We start from the raw sequence: 17808 nt of genomic DNA, 5'->3' as shown, positions 1-17808 counted from the left end.
AGGCATGGATATTCGTAAGAAAATCGGCCTGCGCATAAAGGAATACCGAACAAATTTAAAGCTCACCCAGGAAGCTCTAGCCTTTAAGGCAGAGATAGATAAGACCTATGTAAACGAGGTTGAAAACGGAAAAAGAAATGTTTCAGTAATTAATCTTGAAAAAATAATCTGTGCACTTGATGCAACTGTTAAGGATTTCTTTAACAGTGAAGTTTTTAATGGAGGAACCAACTAATGGCGGTAAAACCTTCACAAGCTAAGTCATCAATTATTACAGATGAACTCGACACAGCTGTATTAACGCATTATGTAGTTACTCAAAATCCAGTCTACAAAGAAAGGGCGTACGAAATTACCGAAAGCACTTATGGCAACTTTAGTGAGCCCGAAGTATTATATCAGGCCGTTCAAAAAAATCTATTCAATGTAACTGATATTCCGTTTCCAGGGCCAGAACCGGGTACTGAAAAATTTACATTTATAGATTTGTTTGCCGGTATTGGAGGCTTTAGGCTGGCGTTGCAAAATTTAGGCGGATTATGTCTTTACAGCTCCGAATATGATAAATACGCTCAAAAAACATACTTGGCAAATTTTGGTGAAACCCCCTTTGGCGATATAACAAAAGAAGAAACGAAATCTTTTATACCGCAAGATTTTGACATTCTTTGCGGAGGCTTTCCATGTCAACCATTTTCAATAGCGGGCGTATCAAAGAAAAATAGTCTTGGTAGAAAGCACGGTTTTGAAGACGAAAAACAAGGGAATTTGTTTTTCCATGTCGCCGAAATCATTGAGAAGCACCGACCAAAAGCATTCTTTCTTGAAAATGTAAAAAACCTTGTATCCCATGATAAGGGCAATACATTTAAAGTGATAAAGCAAACACTGCTGGATTTGGGATATTCATTTGATCATCGCGTTTTAAATGGCAAGCATTTCGTTCCACAGCACCGCGACAGAACAATTATGGTAGGCTTCGATAAGAGTGTTTTTGGTGAGGATATTTCTTTCGATTTTAATTTGGTTAAACTCCCGGATGCAGACAAAAAGATAAAAACCATTTTAAAAAAGGATGTTGACCCGAAATATACACTTACCAACAACTTATGGAATTATCTCCAGGAATATTCTAAGAAACATAAGCTTAAAGGAAATGGCTTTGGCTTTGGTTTGGTAAACATGGATGGAATAACTAGAACAATAAGTGCAAGATACTATAAAGATGGCTCTGAAATATTGATACCTCAAGATGGGTTAAATCCAAGAAGGTTAACTCCAGATGAGTGCGCCGCGTTGCAAGGATACCCGGTAAATAAAGGCAAAAAGAGTTTCAGAATACCTGTTTCGGATAACCAAGCATACAAGCAATTTGGCAATTCTGTGGTAACACCACTAATTGAGGCAGTCGGAAAAGAAATAACTAACGTTATTACGTCTTTTAAAGATTAGAGGGTTAAAAGATTAACAGTTTCGGATTTATGATATAGGTAATTTAAATTACCTGACTTTATCCGGAACTGGCTCCTCCGTTTGATTAATGGCGTCTTCGAAGCGTGTTCCATTTTGATCCCCGGATCGTAATAAATGTTACCGAGGGCCATCTGTTTCAAAAACAATTGGAAATCGGTTCCATTGCCAATGAGAACATTGTTGCCATAATAATATTTTCTGTCGGGCTCCTTTAACGATTTCGATGGAACATAACATGCTTGATTATGTTTTCTATTCCAATGCTTGATTAAAGACGTAAAACTCCAACTTGACGCCTCGTTTCCTTTTTCATCTATTAAAGAAATCGATCCACCTGCATTTCTGATCTTAGAGTTCTCAACATCAAACCCAATGAGTTCTAGGGTTAGCCCTGTAAGTGGTTGCTTAATGCCCATTAAATGTTTGCCTCCTATATTCAAACGGTCCTCCTTTCCACTTTTATCTTCATATCCGTAGGTCCTAATGAAGTTTCCCACACCTTTATCGACGTAGATTCCGCCATTGGGCTCTGGGGTCATTAAGGTTATAACTTCATTCGAAATTTTGTCGAAGTTTGCAGCCTTAAATTGCTTTATTTCATACCCTAGATAATCTGGCTCAGAATATCCATTTGCGGAAATTCCTAATTCTGCTTCCAACGTATAACCCCCGCAGTTTGACGATTCACAAGGCAAAATAGCACCTGTTTTATGAAGCCTTTTAGAATCTATCCATCCAAGGGAATGTATCCTTAATAACTCATTTAATAGTATTTCCCGATAGTCTACTTTAGGCTTTAGATCGAGTATTTTAAATACCCCTACATCTACACTTAAATTTAAGGAATTAATTTCCTTCGTTACCTCTGATTCTGGAGATGATACATAACCAATGGTACGACCATTTTTTGCAACAGCCAATAAAAGTAGTCTTCCAGGTAGGCGTTTTGTCATCAAATCGGATGGTGCATCTTTACTACCTTTCAAGAAGCCGGAAAAACGAACTTCGGGATATTTAGGGTATAGTATGAACTGAGAATTTGGCGCATTGGAAATTCTGCCATCCTCGGTTATCCAAGAAAAATTAATACTGGCTTTAAATCGTTCTTTCTTCCAATCTCCTGACGAGTCCGCCTTTACTTCTGAAATCGGGAAAATGTTTAATATCTCATAACTACCACTTAGATATACCTGGTTTTTTGAGTTGTCGTTTGCAGATAATGTTTTTATGTAAATTTTATTGCATCCGTGATCAATAAACGCTCGTTTTAAATTCTCTAAGGTCATTAGGCTATTTCTAATTAATAAACTTAAGAATATAATTCATCACATTCAATTATAAAGTTTTATTTAAGAAGAAACATTAGAATTATTTTTCAAATCTGTTATTTAAATCCTTTTCCCTAACTTTCCCCCATCAAATAAAAATCTGAAATTAATTTAATACCCCATGAACGATCAAACACAAAACGACAAAATTAAAGCCGACTTAGCCGGCCGCGCTGTCGACCTCGACACTACCCTGCTGAGCAGCGCAGCATCAACTTATGCCTACAACAAAATAAACAACCTGCTGCTGATGCAAATCCTCGCCAAGCTGGAAGGCCGCGACCTGGAAGAGATCCGCAATAATGTAGACAAGTACATCGCCCAGTTTTCGGCAGAGTTTATTAATATGAATTCGGGGTTTTAAGAACCCAAACCACGCCTCATAACGTCATTGCGAGGAACAGCCTGTCCCGAACTTGTTTCGGGAAAGCAATCTCTGCACGTGCAAATCAATGGAACAATAGCTCTATGGTGACCTATCAGCGGCATTTAGGTCGCCGCAAACATTAAGGTTCGTGATTGTCCTGCGTAGAGATTGCTTCGTTCCTCGCAAAGACGGATGGAGAATAGTGGATCTTATTATTCTGAATTCGGAGGGTTCAAAGTCTTACGTTTCTTGTTTACTATTAATACTGAAATGAATTTTGTAAATTTGTTATCAACGGCTATTTAAAAATATTTGATTGCTATGGTACAAATGCAGGAAATAATGGAGATGAGTGTGGCGGAACGAATTTTGATGATCGAAAAAATTTGGGATAGCATTGATCATGATAATATCGAAACTCCTGCGAGCCATCAGCAGGAGTTGGACAAGCGTTTAGCGCGCTTTGAAAGAGGAGAAACCGCCTTTTTTAGTTGGGCTGATATAAAAAAGGAACTAAGCGCTTCTAAATAATAATGTACGACTTGTTAATATCAGACGAATCGCGTCTTGACATTCTGGACGCGTTTTCGTGGTATGAAAGTCGGCGCGAGGGTCTCGGCAGAGATTTTGAATTGTGCTTAGAGGCGGGATTTAATCAAATTCAGCGTAATCCTTTATTATATCAAAAGCGCTACAAAAATTTGCGTATTCACTTTATCGACCGGTTTCCTTACGGCATTCATTTTTTGATCGACGAAAAAAATGTTAAAGTATTTGGCGTTTTTCACACCAGCAGAAATCCTCAAAACTGGACAGCGCGGCTGAAACGCTAGCAGCGCCGCATCAACTTATGCCTGCAACAAAATAAATAACCTGCTGCTGATGCAAATCCTCGCCAAGCTGGAAGGCCGCGACCTGGAAGAGATCCGCAATAATGTAGACAAGTACATCGCCCAGTTTTCGGCAGAGTTTATTAATATGAATTCGGGGTTTTAAAAACCCGCCCCTTCCGTCATTGCGAGGAACGAAGCAATCTCTACGAAGGACATTCATAGACCAACATAATTGTGTAGACCTAAATGCGGCTGACAGGTCACCACAAAGCCTTTGCTTCATTGATTTACCTACGTAGTCCGCCAGCTGGCGGATCGTTCCTCGCAAAGACGGGTGGGAATGGCAAAATTAATATAATAAAGAGCTTAGTGGTGCTGAAGCCGTGGGTCTGTTTTGTTATAATATGCAAGCTACTGCATACATGTATTAGGGTGTGGGCTAAACAAACTTTTAGGGTTGTGGCTGGTATGAAATACCGCATTAACAATTACAGTTCGTTTTTTATTTTGAAAACAACCAAATATGGAAAATAATTAACCCCGGCGAATCTGAAGTTTTTTGAGAATTTTGCTTCATAATGCAAAGGATTAGCTTCAATCCGTCGCAACGTGCCAATTACCTCAAGCAAAAATCTTTCGCCCACTCCATCCTGCTGCTCGTTATACCAATCAGCCGACTTCTGCATATCCTCCCTGGCTTTGCGAAGAATCAGCAATTCGTACATTATTTTTCTTTTATATTAAAATGAGCTATTATCTCGTTTAACGAATAGCTTTCGGCCTCACCCGCTTCGTACTGTCTGTCGCGTTCCAGTATTTCCTGTTGTTGCGCGTCAGATAACAGGACGGTTTCATCCTCCCTGGCGTAGTCGTACTTCATGCTGTCAAGAAAGGCTAATAACGCCTGTTCTTCCTGCGGGTTATGTGGATTAACTACGATAGTCATATCACAAATTTAGAGAATTTTAAATATTGTTCCGAATTAAAAATACCGGAAACCGGGAAAGTAATCGCGCACTATGCAATCCGCTCTTTAAAGTTCGCGGTTGCCGCGCTCGTTCCTCGCTCGCAATGACAAAAATTATAGCATTCGGCTATGGTCTATCGTCCATGGTCTATGGACTAAAAAACTGACTCACCGCGCCCCCGGAAACTGTTGCGACACCAGCGTTTCCACCGGGTAGCCCATGGCCTTGCATTTGGCTACAATTTCTTCGTGCAGTTTGGCATCCATTTCGGGTTTGCGGGCCATTATAAACAGGAATTTATGGTCGGGATGGCCAACTACGGCCCAGGAGTAATCGGGAGCAAGTTCAACCACCCAATAGTCGACCTTAAAGGGCCATAAAAACTGGGCCTTCATCTGGCCGTCACTGGCGCCGTCAACCCGGAAAATTTTTGATTTAACGGTGTGCAGGTCGCCCTTTTCGTTTTTTATGCAGGTGGTTACCACATCGTAGTATCCGTCTTTATTTAAGGTGTAATGGGTAGTGGTTTGGCGACTGCCCTTATCAAACATCGTGGGTATAGAGTATAACGAATACCAGGTGCCGCCAAATTTCTTACTGTCCACATAGCTTACCGTTTTATTGGGCAAAGCCGTTACAAGGCTTAAAAAGCTAACGAATAACAGGGCTATAGTTTTCATAAATTGCTGTTGGTTACAGCTTATTTACGGGAAACGACAGGAGAGGGATTTTGGGAGGGAGGAAAAGAGCTTTTGAGAATAACAATCTCTACGCGCGTCATTGCGAGGAACAGCCTGTCCCGAACTTGTTTCGGGAAAGCAACATCTACTTAGGACAATCAACGAACCCTAATGTCTGGGGGAACCAATCAGCGGCTGATAGGTTCCCATATGCTGTTACTCCTTGATTAGCATGTGCAGTCCGCCAGCTGGCGGATCGTTCCTCGCAATGACGTTATAAGGGCTTTGTCTTCCTCTATGGTCTATCGTCCATGGTCTATGGACAAAAAACGTAGTCTTTCGGACTTTCCCGACTTTACTGACTTTCCCGACTATTTCACCAACGTCCCAATCTTCTCACCATCGGCTATTCGCATAAAGTTGCCGGGCTTGTTCATGTCGAACACGATGATGGGGAGGTTGTTTTCCTGGCAAAGGGTGATGGCGGTCATGTCCATAACGTTAAGGCCTTTGTCGTACACTTCCTGGAAAGTTATTTCGTCGTAGCGGGTTGCTGTAGGGTCTTTCTCCGGATCGGCGGTGTAGATACCGTCAACACGGGTACCTTTAAGCACTACGTCGGCTTTTATTTCGATAGCGCGCAATGATGCGGCTGTATCAGTGGTAAAGTAAGGGTTACCTGTGCCGGCGCCGAATATTACGATGTGGCCGGTTTCCAGGTGGTGCATAGCACGACGGCGGATATATGGCTCGCAGATCTGCTCCATCTTGATGGCGCTTTGCAGGCGGGTTTCAACGCCAATGGTTTCCAGCGCGTTTTGCAGGGCCATGCAGTTGATAACGGTGGCCAGCATACCCATGTAGTCGGCCTGGGCGCGGTCCATACCCGATTTTTCGGCACTCAGGCCGCGGAAGATGTTACCGCCGCCAACCACAACGGCAATCTCCATGCCTTTGTCTTTAACGGCCTTAATATCTTGGGCGTATTGTAAAACTTGTTTATTATCGATGCCGTAAGATTTATCGCCCATCAGCGACTCGCCGCTAAGTTTTAGTAGGATTCTTTTATATGCCATTCAGAGGTGGTTAAATCGGTCAAAAATATGGAAATATAATCAGTGTTAAAATTTTATATCTACTTTGTTAAGTAATAGTACTTTATGGTTTTTTGCAGAAGCACAATAGGTATCCATCGAACCTTTTTATTTATTTTTTTCTCAGCCCTCTTTACCGTTCACGGAAGAGAGGGCAGCTCCAGCGAAGCGTCGAGCGGGTGAGTAAAATCTGTGCGCGGCGTTCACGGTAATGCATTGGCGCCAATGCACGACGTTAACGCATGGCGTAGAGGACTCACCCCGACCTCGCTACGCTGGTCGACCCTCTCTCCGGCAAGCCGGAAAGAGGGTGAGCTTCATTTTTTTAAGTCTACTTCTTCAACCACTCCCCCTTAAACACCGTCCCCAACACTTCAAATGCATCGTTAAATACAATCAAATCCGCATCGCAGCCTGCTGCAACACGGCCTTTATGAGGTAATGATGCCAGTTGCGCGGGATATAACGAAGCCATGTTGATGGCTTCGGCCAAGCCGATCCCAACATGTTCCATGCAGTTCTGCACGGCCTTCAGCATGCTAAGGCACGAGCCTGACAGGGTGCCATCAGGCATTACATACCGGTCGCCGGTGAACTGGTGCTGATAGGTGCCTTCGGTAACGGCGGTAACAGCATCGGTAATCAGGTATAGCTTGTCGCCCAGCTCGCGTTTGGCCAGGCGTATCATGGCAAAATCAACGTGGATGCCATCGGCCACAACGCTGGTATAAGGGCGTTCCTCAAATATTGCGGGAATATAGCCCGGGTCGCGGTGGTGCATTTGGGGCATGGCGTTAAACAGGTGCGTTACTGCCGGGATAGGATTGTTTAGAAATGCTTTCCCTTCGCTGTAAGTGGCATTGCTGTGCCCGCTCGACAGGATGATACCATGATCGTGCAAATAATCAATCACTTCCTGGTCCTGTAGCTCGGGAGCTATGGTCATCATTTTAATTTCGCCGTCGGCCATTTCAACCCAGCGTTGTACTTCGGCCAGGGTTCCCTTTTTTATCAGGTTGGCCGGGTGGGCGCCGCGTTTTATAGGGTTAAGGTAAGGCCCTTCAAAGTGCATACCCAAAAAGTTACCTTTCGCGCGCTTCCTGTATTCTTTGGCGGCGGCAATGCCCTGCTCAAAAATAGCGGGTGTATTGGTGCCTATGGTGGCAAAAAAGCCGGTGGTGCCCTGGGCAAGCAGGTCGCTCTCCATACGTTCCAGCGCTTCCACAACCGGGGTGCCTGCAAACAGCTTGCCGCCGCTGCCGTATATCTGCAAATCGATTAACCCGGGGGCCACAAGGGCGCCGTTTAAATCAACTTTGGTAACACCATCCGGGATGGAAGTTTCGTCGGTAATGGCAATGATTTTTCCGCCGGTAATTAAAATTACCTTGTTGGGGCTGATGTTGCCATCGGTAATGAGCTGTAGGTTGTGGAGGGCTGTTATCATGGTGGTGGTATTTAGCCAACACGTCATTGCGAGGAACGAAGCAATCTCTACATAGGACAGTCAACGAACCGAGATGTTATGGGAACCGAAAAGCCGCCGGCCGATTACTTCCCACAATTTTATTGCTCCTTGATTAGCGAGTGCAGTCCGCCAATTGGCGGATCGTTCCTCGCAATGACGTGCGTGTGTTTTTTATTGCAAAAAAAATCCCCTTCGTTTTCACGAAGGGGATTAAATATTTAAGCTCCTAAAGCAACCCGCTTAAACGCGGTAACTGTAAGGCCTTTTTCAACGGTGGCCAGAAACTGGGCAACGTTTTTCGAAGGGTCCTTAACAAACTCCTGGTTTAACAGGGTGCTGTCTTTATAAAACTTGTTAAGCTTGCCTAAGCTGATTTTTTCAACCATTTCTTCAGGTTTGCCTTCTGCGCGGATTTGATCCTTAGCAATTTCAAGCTCGCGCTCAATAGTTGTAGCATCAACACCATCTTTATCAATAGCAACAGGGTTCATAGCGGCAATTTGCATTGCAACGTCTTTACCTGCTTCATCAGCACCGGCAACGTTAGCACTTAAACCAACCAATACACCTAAACGGAAGTTACCGTGTATGTAGGCAATAACTTTTTCGCCTTCAACAACTGCATATTTAGATACGCCGATCTTCTCGCCAATTTTACCTGTTTTGTCGATGATCAATTCACCAATTTTAGCAGTGGTGCTGTCAACATCAACAGTAAGGTCATAAAGTTCTTCAATTGAAGCTGGTTTGCTTTCAACGGCTGCGTTTGCAATCTGATTACCAAAGGCAACAAATTCAGCATTCTTAGCCACGAAATCAGTTTCGCAGTTCAACTCGATGATCACACCGAATTTGCCATCGGCAGATGAACGTGCAATAACCACACCTTCGTTGCTTTCGCGGTCCTGGCGGCTTGCAGCCACTTTAGCACCTTTTTTCCTTAAAAAATCAATAGCAGCTTCAAAATCGCCGTTGGTTTCAGTTAAAGCTTTTTTGCAATCCATCATACCGGCACCAGTTTGCTGGCGCAGTTTGTTTACGTCGGATGCAGATATAGTTACTGTAGACATTTCTTTGTTTTTTATATGTGAAAAATCGTAAGCCCTAAGTCCAAAGTCACTCAGTACTTTCGACTTAAGACTTACGACTAAATTTTATTATTCTTCTGTTGCTTCAGCAGTTGGGGTAGTATCCTCAACGGCAGCATCAGCTTCAACAGCTACTTTGCGGGTCCTTTTGCCTTCGGCAGCAGGGGCACGGTCAACTACAGCTTCAGGAGCATCAGCTTTAGCTTTCGCTACTGCTGCTTCTTTTTCAGCTTCGTCTTCTTTCTCGCGTTTGCGCTCGTCTAAACCTTCAACAATCGCCTGGATGATGATACCGGTAATCAACGAAATTGATTTGGTAGCGTCGTCATTTGCAGGGATTGGGAAATCGATGTTCGACGGGTCAGAGTTGGTATCAACCATTGCAAAGGTTGGTATGTTCAACTTTAACGCCTCGCTAACCGCGATGTGCTCTTTCTTAACGTCAATCAGGAACAATGCAGCAGGCAAACGGTTTAAGTCCGCAATACCACCTAACAGTGTTTCTAATTTAATACGCTCACGCTGAATCATCAGACGCTCTTTTTTCGAAAGGTTGCTGTAAGTACCGTCTTTAGTCAATTTATCGATGTTCGACATCTTTTTGATCGACTTGCGTACGGTTGCAAAGTTGGTTAACATACCACCTAACCACCTTTCGGTAATGAACGGCATGTTTACTTGTTTTGCGTAATCGGCTACTATATCTTTCGCTTGTTTCTTTGTAGCTACGAATAATACCTTGCGGCCCGATTTTACAATTTGTTTTATAGCTGCAGCAGCTTCTTCAACCTTGGTTAAGGTTTTATTTAAATCGATAATGTGGATACCGTTGCGCTCCATAAAAATGTACTGTGACATTTTTGGGTCCCATTTGCGGGTAAGGTGACCAAAGTGTACACCTGCATCCAGTAAGTCCTGATATGTTGTTCTTGCCATTTTGTTGTCTCCTCTTGATTAGCGTTTACTGAATTGGAATCTCTTACGTGCTTTCTTGCGTCCTGGTTTTTTACGTTCAACCATACGGTCATCACGTGTCATTATACCTTTAGCGCGCAGTGCGGGTTTCTTTTCAGGATCAAGTTCAACAATAGCTTTCGCAATAGCTAAACGAACGGCCTCAGCCTGTCCTTTAACACCACCACCAGCAACATTAACCTTAACATCAAATTTTCCGGTTGAACCCGAAACCTCAGTGCTCTGAGTAACGATGTATTGCAATGGCAATGTTGGGAAGTATTCTTTGTAATCTTTACCGTTTACGATAATTGCGCCGCTACCATCTGTTAAGTAGATGCGCGCAACAGCTGTTTTTCTTCTGCCCGAAGTGTTTGTTGTTGTTGGCATTTTTTCTTTTCTCCTAAATTAAAAGTTAAATGGTTGTTGGGTTTTGTGCTTCATGAGGATGCTCAGCACCTGCATATACATGCAAATTGCCAAACAATGCTTTGCCCAAACGATTTTTAGGTAACATACCACGCACCGCTTTTTCAATTACGCGTGTAGGATGTTTTGCCATTAACTCCTTAGGAGAAATGAAACGCTGACCACCTGGGTAACCAGTGTAAGAAACATAGTGCTTGTCGCTGAATTTGTTTCCGGTCAGTTTTACCTTGTCTGCATTGATAACTATGACATTATCGCCGCAGTCTACGTTCGGGGTGAAATCAGGCTTGGTTTTTCCACGAATGATCATTGCAATCTTCGTAGACAAGCGCCCCAAAATCTCGCCTTGTGCGTCAACAACAACCCATTGTTTGTTAACGGTTTTTTTGTTGGCTGAGACAGTTTTGTAACTTAACGTATTCACTTGCTTTAAATTAAATTTATTAAACGTTTATTATACCCCGCATTTTCGGGACTGCAAAGATACGCCTTTTTAGTTTAATTGCAAGTGGAATTTATGATTTGTGATTGCACCGATTAGGAATAATAATTTCACCGATTTCATTATTGGGAATTTCACCGATTTGAAGAGGATTTCACCGATTTTTTGTTGGGGAATTTGGGTGGTTTTTAAGGGCGATGAGGTTGGTGATGAATGTTTTGGACTTCTCTGCGCGCGTCATTGCGAGGAACGAAGCAACCTCTACATAGGACAATCAGGGACCTTTATTTCGTGCGAACCTGCATGCGGCTGTTAGGTCAGCACTAGCTTTTTGCTTCTTGATTAGCACGCGTAGAGGTTGCTTCGTTCCTCGCAATGACGATTTGGTGAGATGAAGCGAACTGCCAACTCACAACTGCTTACACTGATTATTTGGGCGTTTCCCCGCTGATAGAAGCGGGGCCGGGCTTTCCGCTCATACTGCACAGGCCTTGGGCGCCGGCCGGTATCCGCTGCAATCCCTAACGCAAGATTGTCTGAACCGGGATTAAACAGATTTTGGGATTTATTGGATTATGGCTTGATAAGCTCGAGGAAGGTTAATTCGTAATGTCTTCAATATCTGAAAAATCCGTTAATCTGTTTAACTGCGAAGCCTTCTTGAACTCCGATTGAAAACAAATTGTACCGTGAAAAATCCCGGTTCAAATGATTTCACTATTTTTAACCCTCACACCATGACCCAACATTCAACCAAAAACGAAATCCCCTACATCATCAAGGAGGCAGATGAAATTGATGCGGAAAACATCATTCAATATTCCAAAACCGTATTCGCCTCAACCGACCAGGTACTCACCATGCCGGAAGAATACAATATCTCCGTAGCAGACGAGCAGATTTGGATAAACAACATCAGCAAAAGCCCAACGTCGAAATTACTTGTTGCGGTGCGGGATGAGGAGATTATTGGCTTCCTGTTTTTTATCGGGCAGCAAAAAGCAAAGATTGCCCACGTCGGCGAATTGGGTGTTAACGTTCATCCCGGGTACCGGGCCATGGGTATAGGCCGTGCGCTGATGGGGGCTCTGATTAAATGGGCCGCCGACCATAAAACGATTGAAAAAATTGTGCTCCAGGTTTTTGCAACAAACTACAACGCAATTAAATTATATCACTCCTTAGATTTTAAGGAAGAAGGAAGGTTTGCTAAATCCGTCAAACAAAAAAATGGGGATTATGTGGATGTTGTGCAGATGTATTTGTTTGTGGGAGGTGCTGAAAGCAGTGAGGTATTTTTTTAAACCAAACAACACAACAACATTTTACAGAACAACACAATATCACTAACAAATTAACCGTGCCAAAACAAAAACTGCTGCTGCTTTCGATTGCTGTTTGTGCTATCTGGAGCAGTACAAAAGCACAGTCCTATACTATAGAATCTTTGGAAGGTACCAAAGTAAAAATTCACTTTACCAAGACCCCTTCATGGTATGGTGAAGCCTTTTCCTGTTTGGCCGACACCTTGTTTTTGGACGATTATGGATATGCCAAAGAAATACATGTATTGAAACGTAAGTTTTTACAGATCGATTACTATACCAGGGGTGGCTCAAATTCAATATTCCGGAGTACAATCATCTTATCTGTTAAAAGAAACAAGATCAATGCATCGATACTCGTGCAATCTTTTGGAAAGGCGTTTGGAGGCGATATTGACGGCAGCCTTTATAGGATAAAATTTAATGTAACCGGCAATGATACTGGCAATTTTAAGCTTATCGCTCATATTTACGACCGGCACAAATCATATGAGCATCCCAAAACTAGTTATACTAAAAATAAGCAGATAATTTTAGCTTTTGACCCGGACCAAAACATTTTCTACAGCGCCCGTAAAAAAGTAGCACAATCATTTATCATTGATGACCCCAAAGTACCATCGGAAAAACTGGCGGTAAATGAAGTATTACCTGTAATTTTTTTAGATAAATTAGATAAATATACTTATTGCTATTATATAAGAGGTTCGTGGTATCAAACAGGGGAGGGTGATAACTTGTTTAAACTCTATTCCAAATAACTGCCTTTCCAATACGGTATCAGTGTGGCCAAAAGAGTGGGTTACCCGTGCGCAGCTGCCTGGTAATGAACTATAAGCATAAACTCATTAAGCACTACACCCGGACGCACCCATATAATCACCTTAAATACGCCAAATGTCAAATTAATGCTAATGAGGTGCTTACCCATTCGCTTTTTTTATTTTTGCTCCAAGAATTATTACGAACGAATGAAAGTACTACTATCATATTTGTCGAAACACCGTTGGGTGGTTGCCCTGGCTCTGCTTATGGCGGCACTTAACATCGGTTTCTCCCTGCTTGATCCCTACATTACCGGCCGCATTGTTGATGAGGTAATTGAAAAACGAGCCTCACTCGATTATTCGCAATACGTACACAACATCATCGTGTTGGTAAGCATGGCCATAGGCGTGGCAATGGTATCGCGTATTGCAAAAAACTTCCAGGATTATTTCACTAATATCATTACCCAAAAAGTAGGTGCAGAAATGTATGCCGATGGGTTAAGACACTCGCTCGAACTGCCTTACCAGGTGTTTGAAGACCAGCGCAGTGGTGAGACGTTGGGTATATTGCAAAAAGTAAGGCTTGATTGCGAAAAGTTTATCACCTCGTTTATAAGCGTGTTGTTTGTTAGCTTGGTGGGGATGGTATTTGTAATTGTGTACTCGTTAAAAGTGAACTACATGGTTACATTGGTTTATTTTGGCGCAATACCTGTTATAATGTTTGTGAGCATGGCTTTAAGCAAACGGATTAAAACTATCCAAAAGCGAATAGTATCTGAAACCACCGCACTGGCCGGTTCAACTACCGAATCGTTGCGTAATATTGAGCTTGTTAAAAGTTTAGGACTGGTAAAACAAGAGATAGAACGTTTAAACAATACCACCTATAAAATACTTGAACTTGAATTAAAGAAGGTAAAATATGTCCGCAGCATGAGTTTTGTGCAGGGTACCGTGGTAAACCTGGTGCGCAGTATAATGGTTGTAATACTGTTAATGCTTATTTTTAAAGGCAGCTTATCGCCGGGAAGTTATTTTATGTTTTTGTTTTACTCTTTCTTCCTTTTCAACCCATTGCAGGAACTTGGAAATGTAATACAGTCATGGCGCGAAGCTGAAGTATCGTTGGGTAACTTCAGCAGCATCTTAAGCACCCCCATCGACCCCAAACCCGAAAAGCCAGTACTGCTTGAAAAGGTTAAAACCCTCACTTTTGATAATGTAAGCTTTAAGCACCTAACCGCTAACCGCAACGCGTTAAACCATATTAGCTTTGAAACTAACACCGGCGAAACCATCGCTTTTGTGGGGCCGTCGGGTTCGGGCAAGACAACATTGGTAAAATTGCTGGTGGGCCTTTACCAGCCTTTGGAGGGTGATATTTTATACAACAACACCCTCAGCAAAGAAATCGACCTCGACCAGCTCCGCGAGAAAATTGGTTTTGTTACACAGGATACCCAGCTGTTTTCGGGCTCCATACGCGAGAATTTGCAGTTTGTTCGCCCGGGTGCAACCGACGAAGAATGCATGGATGTGCTGCAGCGTGCAGCATGCCAAACGCTGATGGCCCGCGCCGACAAAGGCCTGAGTACTGTAATTGGCGAAGGTGGCGTAAAAGTTTCAGGCGGCGAGAAACAACGTCTGTCAATAGCCCGCGCACTACTGCGCCGGCCGGATATTTTGGTATTTGACGAGGCTACCTCATCCCTGGATTCAATCACCGAAGAAGAAATTACCGAAACTATCCGCAATGTATCGGTGCTCGATAATCACATTACTATACTGATTGCCCACAGGCTATCAACAATAATGCATGCCGATAAAATTTATGTGCTCGAGAAAGGCCGCATCATCGAGTCGGGCAGGCACTTTGATTTGCTGAACCAGAAAGGCCTGTACTACGCCATGTGGCGGCAGCAGATCGGCGAGAAGGTTTCTTTGGAAGAAGTCTGAAGTCGATAGTCTGAAGTCTTGAGTCGGGAAAGAGTTTTTTGACTTAAGACTTTCGACTCAAGACTTTGGACTACACGTTAATAATCCCTGTCTTAATAGCAAAAATAACTAACCCTACCAGGTTTTTCGAGCGGGTTTTTTCGAACAGGCGGGCGCGGTAGCCTTCAACGGTGCGCACGCTGAGGCATATTTTGTCGGCAATTTCCTGGTTCGAGCATTCCTGGCAAACCAGGCGCAAAACTTCAATTTCGCGTTCGTTAAAATCAGCCAGCGATTGCGAAGGGTTGTTGCTATTGTTATTGCCTGCCAGCTGTTTAATAAGCGTGATAGACAGGTGCTCGTTAAAATAATAGTCCTTATAAAATACGGTGGATATGGCTTCGATAATCTCCTCGGGTTCGGCATTCTTTAACAGGTAACCCGATGCCCCGGCCTTCATCATATCAACGATGTATTTATCCTCGTTAAACATGGATAATGCCAGCACCTTCACATCTCTATATTTTTGTTTGATGGCCGTAGTGGTTTGTATGCCGTCCATTTCGGGCATTTTAATATCCATCAATATCACATCCGGCTTAATATCGGTTAGCATACCCAGCAGTTGCTTGCCGTTTGATGCTTCAATTACCAGGTCAAAGTCGGCACAATCTTCAAGTGTAGCTTTTAAACCGTTTCTGAAAATTTTGTGATCATCGGCAATAGCTAATTTGATTTTTCCCATGATTTGCTTAAAAGTCAATAAAGATAGATAAAAGCGGCAATTATATCACAACTCTAATTATTGAGATGGTCCCGTTCTTTGGTTTGGTGTACACATTTACCTCACCATTAATTAATTGGACGCGGCTTTGCAGGTTTTTAAGCCCAAAGCCACGCTTTACCTCATCTAAATTAAAGCCCTTGCCATTATCCTTAAATTCCATTACCAGCCACCCATTATCCTTTGTGAGGTTTAAGTGGATGATGGTTGCATCAGCATGTTTTATAGCGTTGCTAAATAATTCCTGCGCCATCCGGTAAAAAGCAAGCTCAATTTCGGGGCGAAGTCTTACCTCGTCTAAATTATTTTTACAGTGCACCTTAACACTGGTAGTTTGTTCCATTTTAAGACAAAGGCCTTCCAGTGCCTCTTTCAGGCCGTAATCGGTTAAAACCGGGGGCAGCACGTTGTGTATGATGTTGCGGATTTCCTGTATGCACTCATCTGTAAGCTGGCGGGTGTCGGCGAGCAATGGCGTTTTTGTTTCACCAACACCTGCTTTATCCAGTCGGTGCAGGTTAAGTTTTATGGCCGAAAGTACCTGGCCCACGCTGTCGTGCAAATCCTCGGCAAGGCGCCTGCGTTCACTTTCCTGCGTTTCAAAAACGGCGTTCAGCAGGTCGGTTTGCTGCTCGTCGTGCAGTTTACGCATCTCCACCTGGTTCTTTATCATTTTTCGCTGGTATATGATTACGAAAAAAAATAAAAAAACAAGCAGTATTACAATTACAAGCGTGCCTGTAATTAATACAGGTATCAGGTTGTCTTCTGTGGCTGGGGTTGGCAAAGTAATCCTACGGTATATAACAAGTTAGCAATTATGTTGGTTACGTTTTGTATCATCAGGTATTCTTCCAGGTGCGCCTGTACAATGCGGCTAAAAAGCATAAACAAAAATATGTTTATCGAAAAATAAAACAACACGCCCGCATTTATCCAAAATAGCCCCTGTTTTTCGATATGCACAAACTCCTGCCGGCTAAGCAATTGGTAAAAATAGGCCAGCGAATAAAAAATGAGCACTATATTTAAAACCGTGTGCGATAGTGCCGGGTAATCTTTTATCGCGTCAACAAAAACAACATTTACTATCATGATCAGCAATGTTATTGCTGACATGATAACGATAGTTTTTTTAAGCACCCGGCTGAAAAAGGCATTGTAATATATTGCCGAAAAAAACAGTAAACAAATTACCAGGAACAGCCGGATGATATGCAAATTGTTAACCATACCCATTGACATGGTTATCGCCTGCACCAAATCGAACCCGGCAGATATCACAAAAAACAGGGCAGCTATACGTAGCACCTTGTCGAGGTGTTTATAGTTCAGTACTACCGCTGCAACCGGTAAAGCACCGGAAAAAGCACTGATAATACTTAAAGCATGCTGTAACGACATTGACAAGGCTGGTTTTATTAACTGATATTATGGTCCGTCATCATATTTTTAGGACATCCCGGCGAGCCTGGGCACGGTAATGCTTCCTGGCCTACTGTGTCAAGCGGTGCTGCAACAGCCCTCATATCGGCCCTTGATAGCTTTTGTGCGCTTGCTGTATTCAGCATGTCGGTACCATCGGCTTTTGCGCCTACTATAATAAGGTGTTTTTCGCCGCCGGCCTCGCTGTGTGCTTTGTTGTGTCCATGGTAAAAACGCAGGCCAACACAACCCTCCTGGTCTAAAATTTTTTGTAATATTTCTTTACCGAAAAAGTGCGAATGCGGTTGGTCAGGATGTCTTTCCCTATGATTTTTTGTCCAGCTTGCTGCTTTATGCAAGTCGAATTCTTCTCCTTCTTTACCGGTTAAAACCGGTGTTTTTGATTTTTCCACGTCGAATAAATAATTGGATTGGGGTTAAG

The 17808-nt window shown here is 42.9% G+C and carries 23 protein-coding genes; 8 read left to right on the top strand and 15 right to left on the bottom strand.

The window, feature by feature from the left end:
* Nucleotides 1-4: 4 nt before the first annotated feature.
* Nucleotides 5-235, top strand: coding sequence for a helix-turn-helix transcriptional regulator (locus Q0R52_RS11245; protein WP_295794747.1), 231 nt, complete (start codon nt 5-7; stop codon nt 233-235).
* Nucleotides 235-1452, top strand: a complete 1218-nt coding sequence (gene dcm, locus Q0R52_RS11240; RefSeq protein ID WP_295794746.1) for a DNA (cytosine-5-)-methyltransferase — start codon at nt 235-237, stop codon at nt 1450-1452. Before Q0R52_RS11245 ends, dcm begins: the two co-directional genes overlap by 1 nt.
* Here the strand turns inward: dcm and Q0R52_RS11235 are convergent.
* Nucleotides 1449-2759: an MvaI/BcnI family restriction endonuclease gene (locus Q0R52_RS11235; RefSeq protein WP_295794745.1), complete on the bottom strand. Its 1311-nt coding sequence runs from the start codon at nt 2757-2759 to the stop codon at nt 1449-1451. The two genes, dcm and Q0R52_RS11235, sit on opposite strands and share 4 nt — an antisense overlap.
* A gap of 163 nt (nt 2760-2922) precedes the next feature.
* On the opposite strand from Q0R52_RS11235, the gene Q0R52_RS11230 reads away from it, so the two are divergent.
* From Q0R52_RS11230 to Q0R52_RS11220, 3 genes are all read left to right on the top strand, one after another.
* Nucleotides 2923-3165, top strand: coding sequence for a hypothetical protein (locus Q0R52_RS11230; protein ID WP_252793720.1), 243 nt, complete (start codon nt 2923-2925; stop codon nt 3163-3165).
* Nucleotides 3166-3489: 324 nt separating this feature from the next.
* Nucleotides 3490-3699, top strand: coding sequence for an addiction module protein (locus Q0R52_RS11225; RefSeq protein WP_252793721.1), 210 nt, complete (start codon nt 3490-3492; stop codon nt 3697-3699).
* A gap of 2 nt (nt 3700-3701) precedes the next feature.
* The gene (locus Q0R52_RS11220) at nt 3702-4001 is read left to right on the top strand and encodes a type II toxin-antitoxin system RelE/ParE family toxin (protein ID WP_252793722.1); all 300 of its coding nucleotides are present in this window, start codon (nt 3702-3704) and stop codon (nt 3999-4001) included.
* Between the two features lie 488 nt (nt 4002-4489).
* Here the strand turns inward: Q0R52_RS11220 and Q0R52_RS11215 are convergent, their stop codons facing one another.
* The 9 genes from Q0R52_RS11215 to rplM form a co-directional block, all read right to left on the bottom strand.
* The gene (locus Q0R52_RS11215) at nt 4490-4726 is read right to left on the bottom strand and encodes a type II toxin-antitoxin system RelE/ParE family toxin (protein WP_295794744.1); all 237 of its coding nucleotides are present in this window, start codon (nt 4724-4726) and stop codon (nt 4490-4492) included.
* Entirely contained in the window at nt 4726-4947 is a 222-nt protein-coding gene (locus Q0R52_RS11210; protein ID WP_252793724.1) for a hypothetical protein, read from the bottom strand. Before Q0R52_RS11210 ends, Q0R52_RS11215 begins: the two co-directional genes overlap by 1 nt.
* A 189-nt stretch (nt 4948-5136) precedes the next feature.
* The gene (locus tag Q0R52_RS11205) at nt 5137-5649 is read right to left on the bottom strand and encodes a lipocalin family protein (protein WP_295794743.1); all 513 of its coding nucleotides are present in this window, start codon (nt 5647-5649) and stop codon (nt 5137-5139) included.
* Between the two features lie 371 nt (nt 5650-6020).
* A complete protein-coding gene (pyrH, locus tag Q0R52_RS11200) occupies nt 6021-6725 on the bottom strand; it encodes a UMP kinase (protein ID WP_252793726.1) in 705 nt (234 codons plus the stop codon).
* Between the two features lie 349 nt (nt 6726-7074).
* The gene (nagA, locus tag Q0R52_RS11195) at nt 7075-8190 is read right to left on the bottom strand and encodes an N-acetylglucosamine-6-phosphate deacetylase (protein WP_295794742.1); all 1116 of its coding nucleotides are present in this window, start codon (nt 8188-8190) and stop codon (nt 7075-7077) included.
* Nucleotides 8191-8429: 239 nt separating this feature from the next.
* Entirely contained in the window at nt 8430-9281 is an 852-nt protein-coding gene (gene tsf, locus Q0R52_RS11190) for a translation elongation factor Ts (protein WP_295794741.1), read from the bottom strand.
* Between the two features lie 87 nt (nt 9282-9368).
* Entirely contained in the window at nt 9369-10235 is an 867-nt protein-coding gene (rpsB, locus tag Q0R52_RS11185) for a 30S ribosomal protein S2 (RefSeq protein ID WP_252793729.1), read from the bottom strand.
* An 18-nt stretch (nt 10236-10253) separates the two neighbouring features.
* The gene (gene rpsI / locus Q0R52_RS11180) at nt 10254-10643 is read right to left on the bottom strand and encodes a 30S ribosomal protein S9 (RefSeq protein ID WP_252793730.1); all 390 of its coding nucleotides are present in this window, start codon (nt 10641-10643) and stop codon (nt 10254-10256) included.
* A gap of 25 nt (nt 10644-10668) precedes the next feature.
* Nucleotides 10669-11106 (bottom strand): 50S ribosomal protein L13, encoded by a 438-nt coding sequence (gene rplM / locus Q0R52_RS11175; protein WP_295794740.1) that lies wholly within the window; start codon nt 11104-11106, stop codon nt 10669-10671.
* A gap of 755 nt (nt 11107-11861) precedes the next feature.
* Here rplM and Q0R52_RS11170 point away from each other — a divergent pair.
* Entirely contained in the window at nt 11862-12428 is a 567-nt protein-coding gene (locus tag Q0R52_RS11170; protein WP_295794739.1) for a GNAT family N-acetyltransferase, read from the top strand.
* Between the two features lie 56 nt (nt 12429-12484).
* On the top strand, nt 12485-13210 hold the full coding sequence (locus Q0R52_RS11165; protein WP_295794738.1) for a hypothetical protein: 726 nt from the start codon (nt 12485-12487) through the stop codon (nt 13208-13210).
* Between the two features lie 41 nt (nt 13211-13251).
* Here Q0R52_RS11165 and Q0R52_RS11160 read toward each other — a convergent pair whose 3' ends face one another.
* A complete protein-coding gene (locus Q0R52_RS11160) occupies nt 13252-13380 on the bottom strand; it encodes a hypothetical protein (RefSeq protein WP_295794737.1) in 129 nt (42 codons plus the stop codon).
* 40 nt (nt 13381-13420) lie between these two features.
* On the opposite strand from Q0R52_RS11160, the gene Q0R52_RS11155 reads away from it, so the two are divergent.
* Nucleotides 13421-15178, top strand: a complete 1758-nt coding sequence (locus tag Q0R52_RS11155; protein WP_295794736.1) for an ABC transporter ATP-binding protein — start codon at nt 13421-13423, stop codon at nt 15176-15178.
* A gap of 70 nt (nt 15179-15248) precedes the next feature.
* Here the strand turns inward: Q0R52_RS11155 and Q0R52_RS11150 are convergent, their stop codons facing one another.
* From Q0R52_RS11150 to Q0R52_RS11135, 4 genes are all read right to left on the bottom strand, one after another.
* Entirely contained in the window at nt 15249-15902 is a 654-nt protein-coding gene (locus Q0R52_RS11150) for a response regulator transcription factor (RefSeq protein ID WP_295794735.1), read from the bottom strand.
* 40 nt (nt 15903-15942) lie between these two features.
* Nucleotides 15943-16614 (bottom strand): sensor histidine kinase, encoded by a 672-nt coding sequence (locus Q0R52_RS11145; RefSeq protein WP_295794734.1) that lies wholly within the window; start codon nt 16612-16614, stop codon nt 15943-15945.
* Nucleotides 16615-16697: 83 nt separating this feature from the next.
* Nucleotides 16698-17345, bottom strand: a complete 648-nt coding sequence (locus tag Q0R52_RS11140; RefSeq protein ID WP_295794733.1) for a hypothetical protein — start codon at nt 17343-17345, stop codon at nt 16698-16700.
* A 17-nt stretch (nt 17346-17362) separates the two neighbouring features.
* Nucleotides 17363-17779, bottom strand: a complete 417-nt coding sequence (locus Q0R52_RS11135; protein WP_295794732.1) for a hypothetical protein — start codon at nt 17777-17779, stop codon at nt 17363-17365.
* Between the last annotated feature and the right edge of the window lie 29 nt (nt 17780-17808).

Source organism: Mucilaginibacter sp., from assembly GCF_025359345.1.
Taxonomy (GTDB): Bacteria; Bacteroidota; Bacteroidia; order Sphingobacteriales; family Sphingobacteriaceae; genus Mucilaginibacter.
This window is presented reverse-complemented; position numbering and strand designations above follow the sequence as displayed.

Excerpts from the sequence above, each read along its gene's own strand:
- Q0R52_RS11160 (WP_295794737.1), bottom strand. The coding sequence starts at position 13,380 with ATGGGTAAGCACCTCATTAGCATTAATTTGACATTTGGCGTATTTAAG.
- dcm (WP_295794746.1), top strand. The coding sequence starts at position 235 with ATGGCGGTAAAACCTTCACAAGCTAAGTCATCAATTATTACAGATGAA.
- rpsB (WP_252793729.1), bottom strand. The coding sequence starts at position 10,235 with ATGGCAAGAACAACATATCAGGACTTACTGGATGCAGGTGTACACTTT.
- Q0R52_RS11220 (WP_252793722.1), top strand. The coding sequence starts at position 3,702 with ATGTACGACTTGTTAATATCAGACGAATCGCGTCTTGACATTCTGGAC.
- Q0R52_RS11215 (WP_295794744.1), bottom strand. The coding sequence starts at position 4,726 with ATGTACGAATTGCTGATTCTTCGCAAAGCCAGGGAGGATATGCAGAAG.
- Q0R52_RS11155 (WP_295794736.1), top strand. The coding sequence starts at position 13,421 with ATGAAAGTACTACTATCATATTTGTCGAAACACCGTTGGGTGGTTGCC.
- rpsI (WP_252793730.1), bottom strand. The coding sequence starts at position 10,643 with ATGCCAACAACAACAAACACTTCGGGCAGAAGAAAAACAGCTGTTGCG.
- Q0R52_RS11210 (WP_252793724.1), bottom strand. The coding sequence starts at position 4,947 with ATGACTATCGTAGTTAATCCACATAACCCGCAGGAAGAACAGGCGTTA.
- Q0R52_RS11170 (WP_295794739.1), top strand. The coding sequence starts at position 11,862 with ATGACCCAACATTCAACCAAAAACGAAATCCCCTACATCATCAAGGAG.
- nagA (WP_295794742.1), bottom strand. The coding sequence starts at position 8,190 with ATGATAACAGCCCTCCACAACCTACAGCTCATTACCGATGGCAACATC.
- Q0R52_RS11245 (WP_295794747.1), top strand. The coding sequence starts at position 5 with ATGGATATTCGTAAGAAAATCGGCCTGCGCATAAAGGAATACCGAACA.
- Q0R52_RS11140 (WP_295794733.1), bottom strand. The coding sequence starts at position 17,345 with ATGTCGTTACAGCATGCTTTAAGTATTATCAGTGCTTTTTCCGGTGCT.
- Q0R52_RS11205 (WP_295794743.1), bottom strand. The coding sequence starts at position 5,649 with ATGAAAACTATAGCCCTGTTATTCGTTAGCTTTTTAAGCCTTGTAACG.
- pyrH (WP_252793726.1), bottom strand. The coding sequence starts at position 6,725 with ATGGCATATAAAAGAATCCTACTAAAACTTAGCGGCGAGTCGCTGATG.
- Q0R52_RS11150 (WP_295794735.1), bottom strand. The coding sequence starts at position 15,902 with ATGGGAAAAATCAAATTAGCTATTGCCGATGATCACAAAATTTTCAGA.
- Q0R52_RS11225 (WP_252793721.1), top strand. The coding sequence starts at position 3,490 with ATGGTACAAATGCAGGAAATAATGGAGATGAGTGTGGCGGAACGAATT.
- Q0R52_RS11145 (WP_295794734.1), bottom strand. The coding sequence starts at position 16,614 with ATGATAAAGAACCAGGTGGAGATGCGTAAACTGCACGACGAGCAGCAA.
- tsf (WP_295794741.1), bottom strand. The coding sequence starts at position 9,281 with ATGTCTACAGTAACTATATCTGCATCCGACGTAAACAAACTGCGCCAG.
- Q0R52_RS11235 (WP_295794745.1), bottom strand. The coding sequence starts at position 2,759 with ATGACCTTAGAGAATTTAAAACGAGCGTTTATTGATCACGGATGCAAT.
- Q0R52_RS11230 (WP_252793720.1), top strand. The coding sequence starts at position 2,923 with ATGAACGATCAAACACAAAACGACAAAATTAAAGCCGACTTAGCCGGC.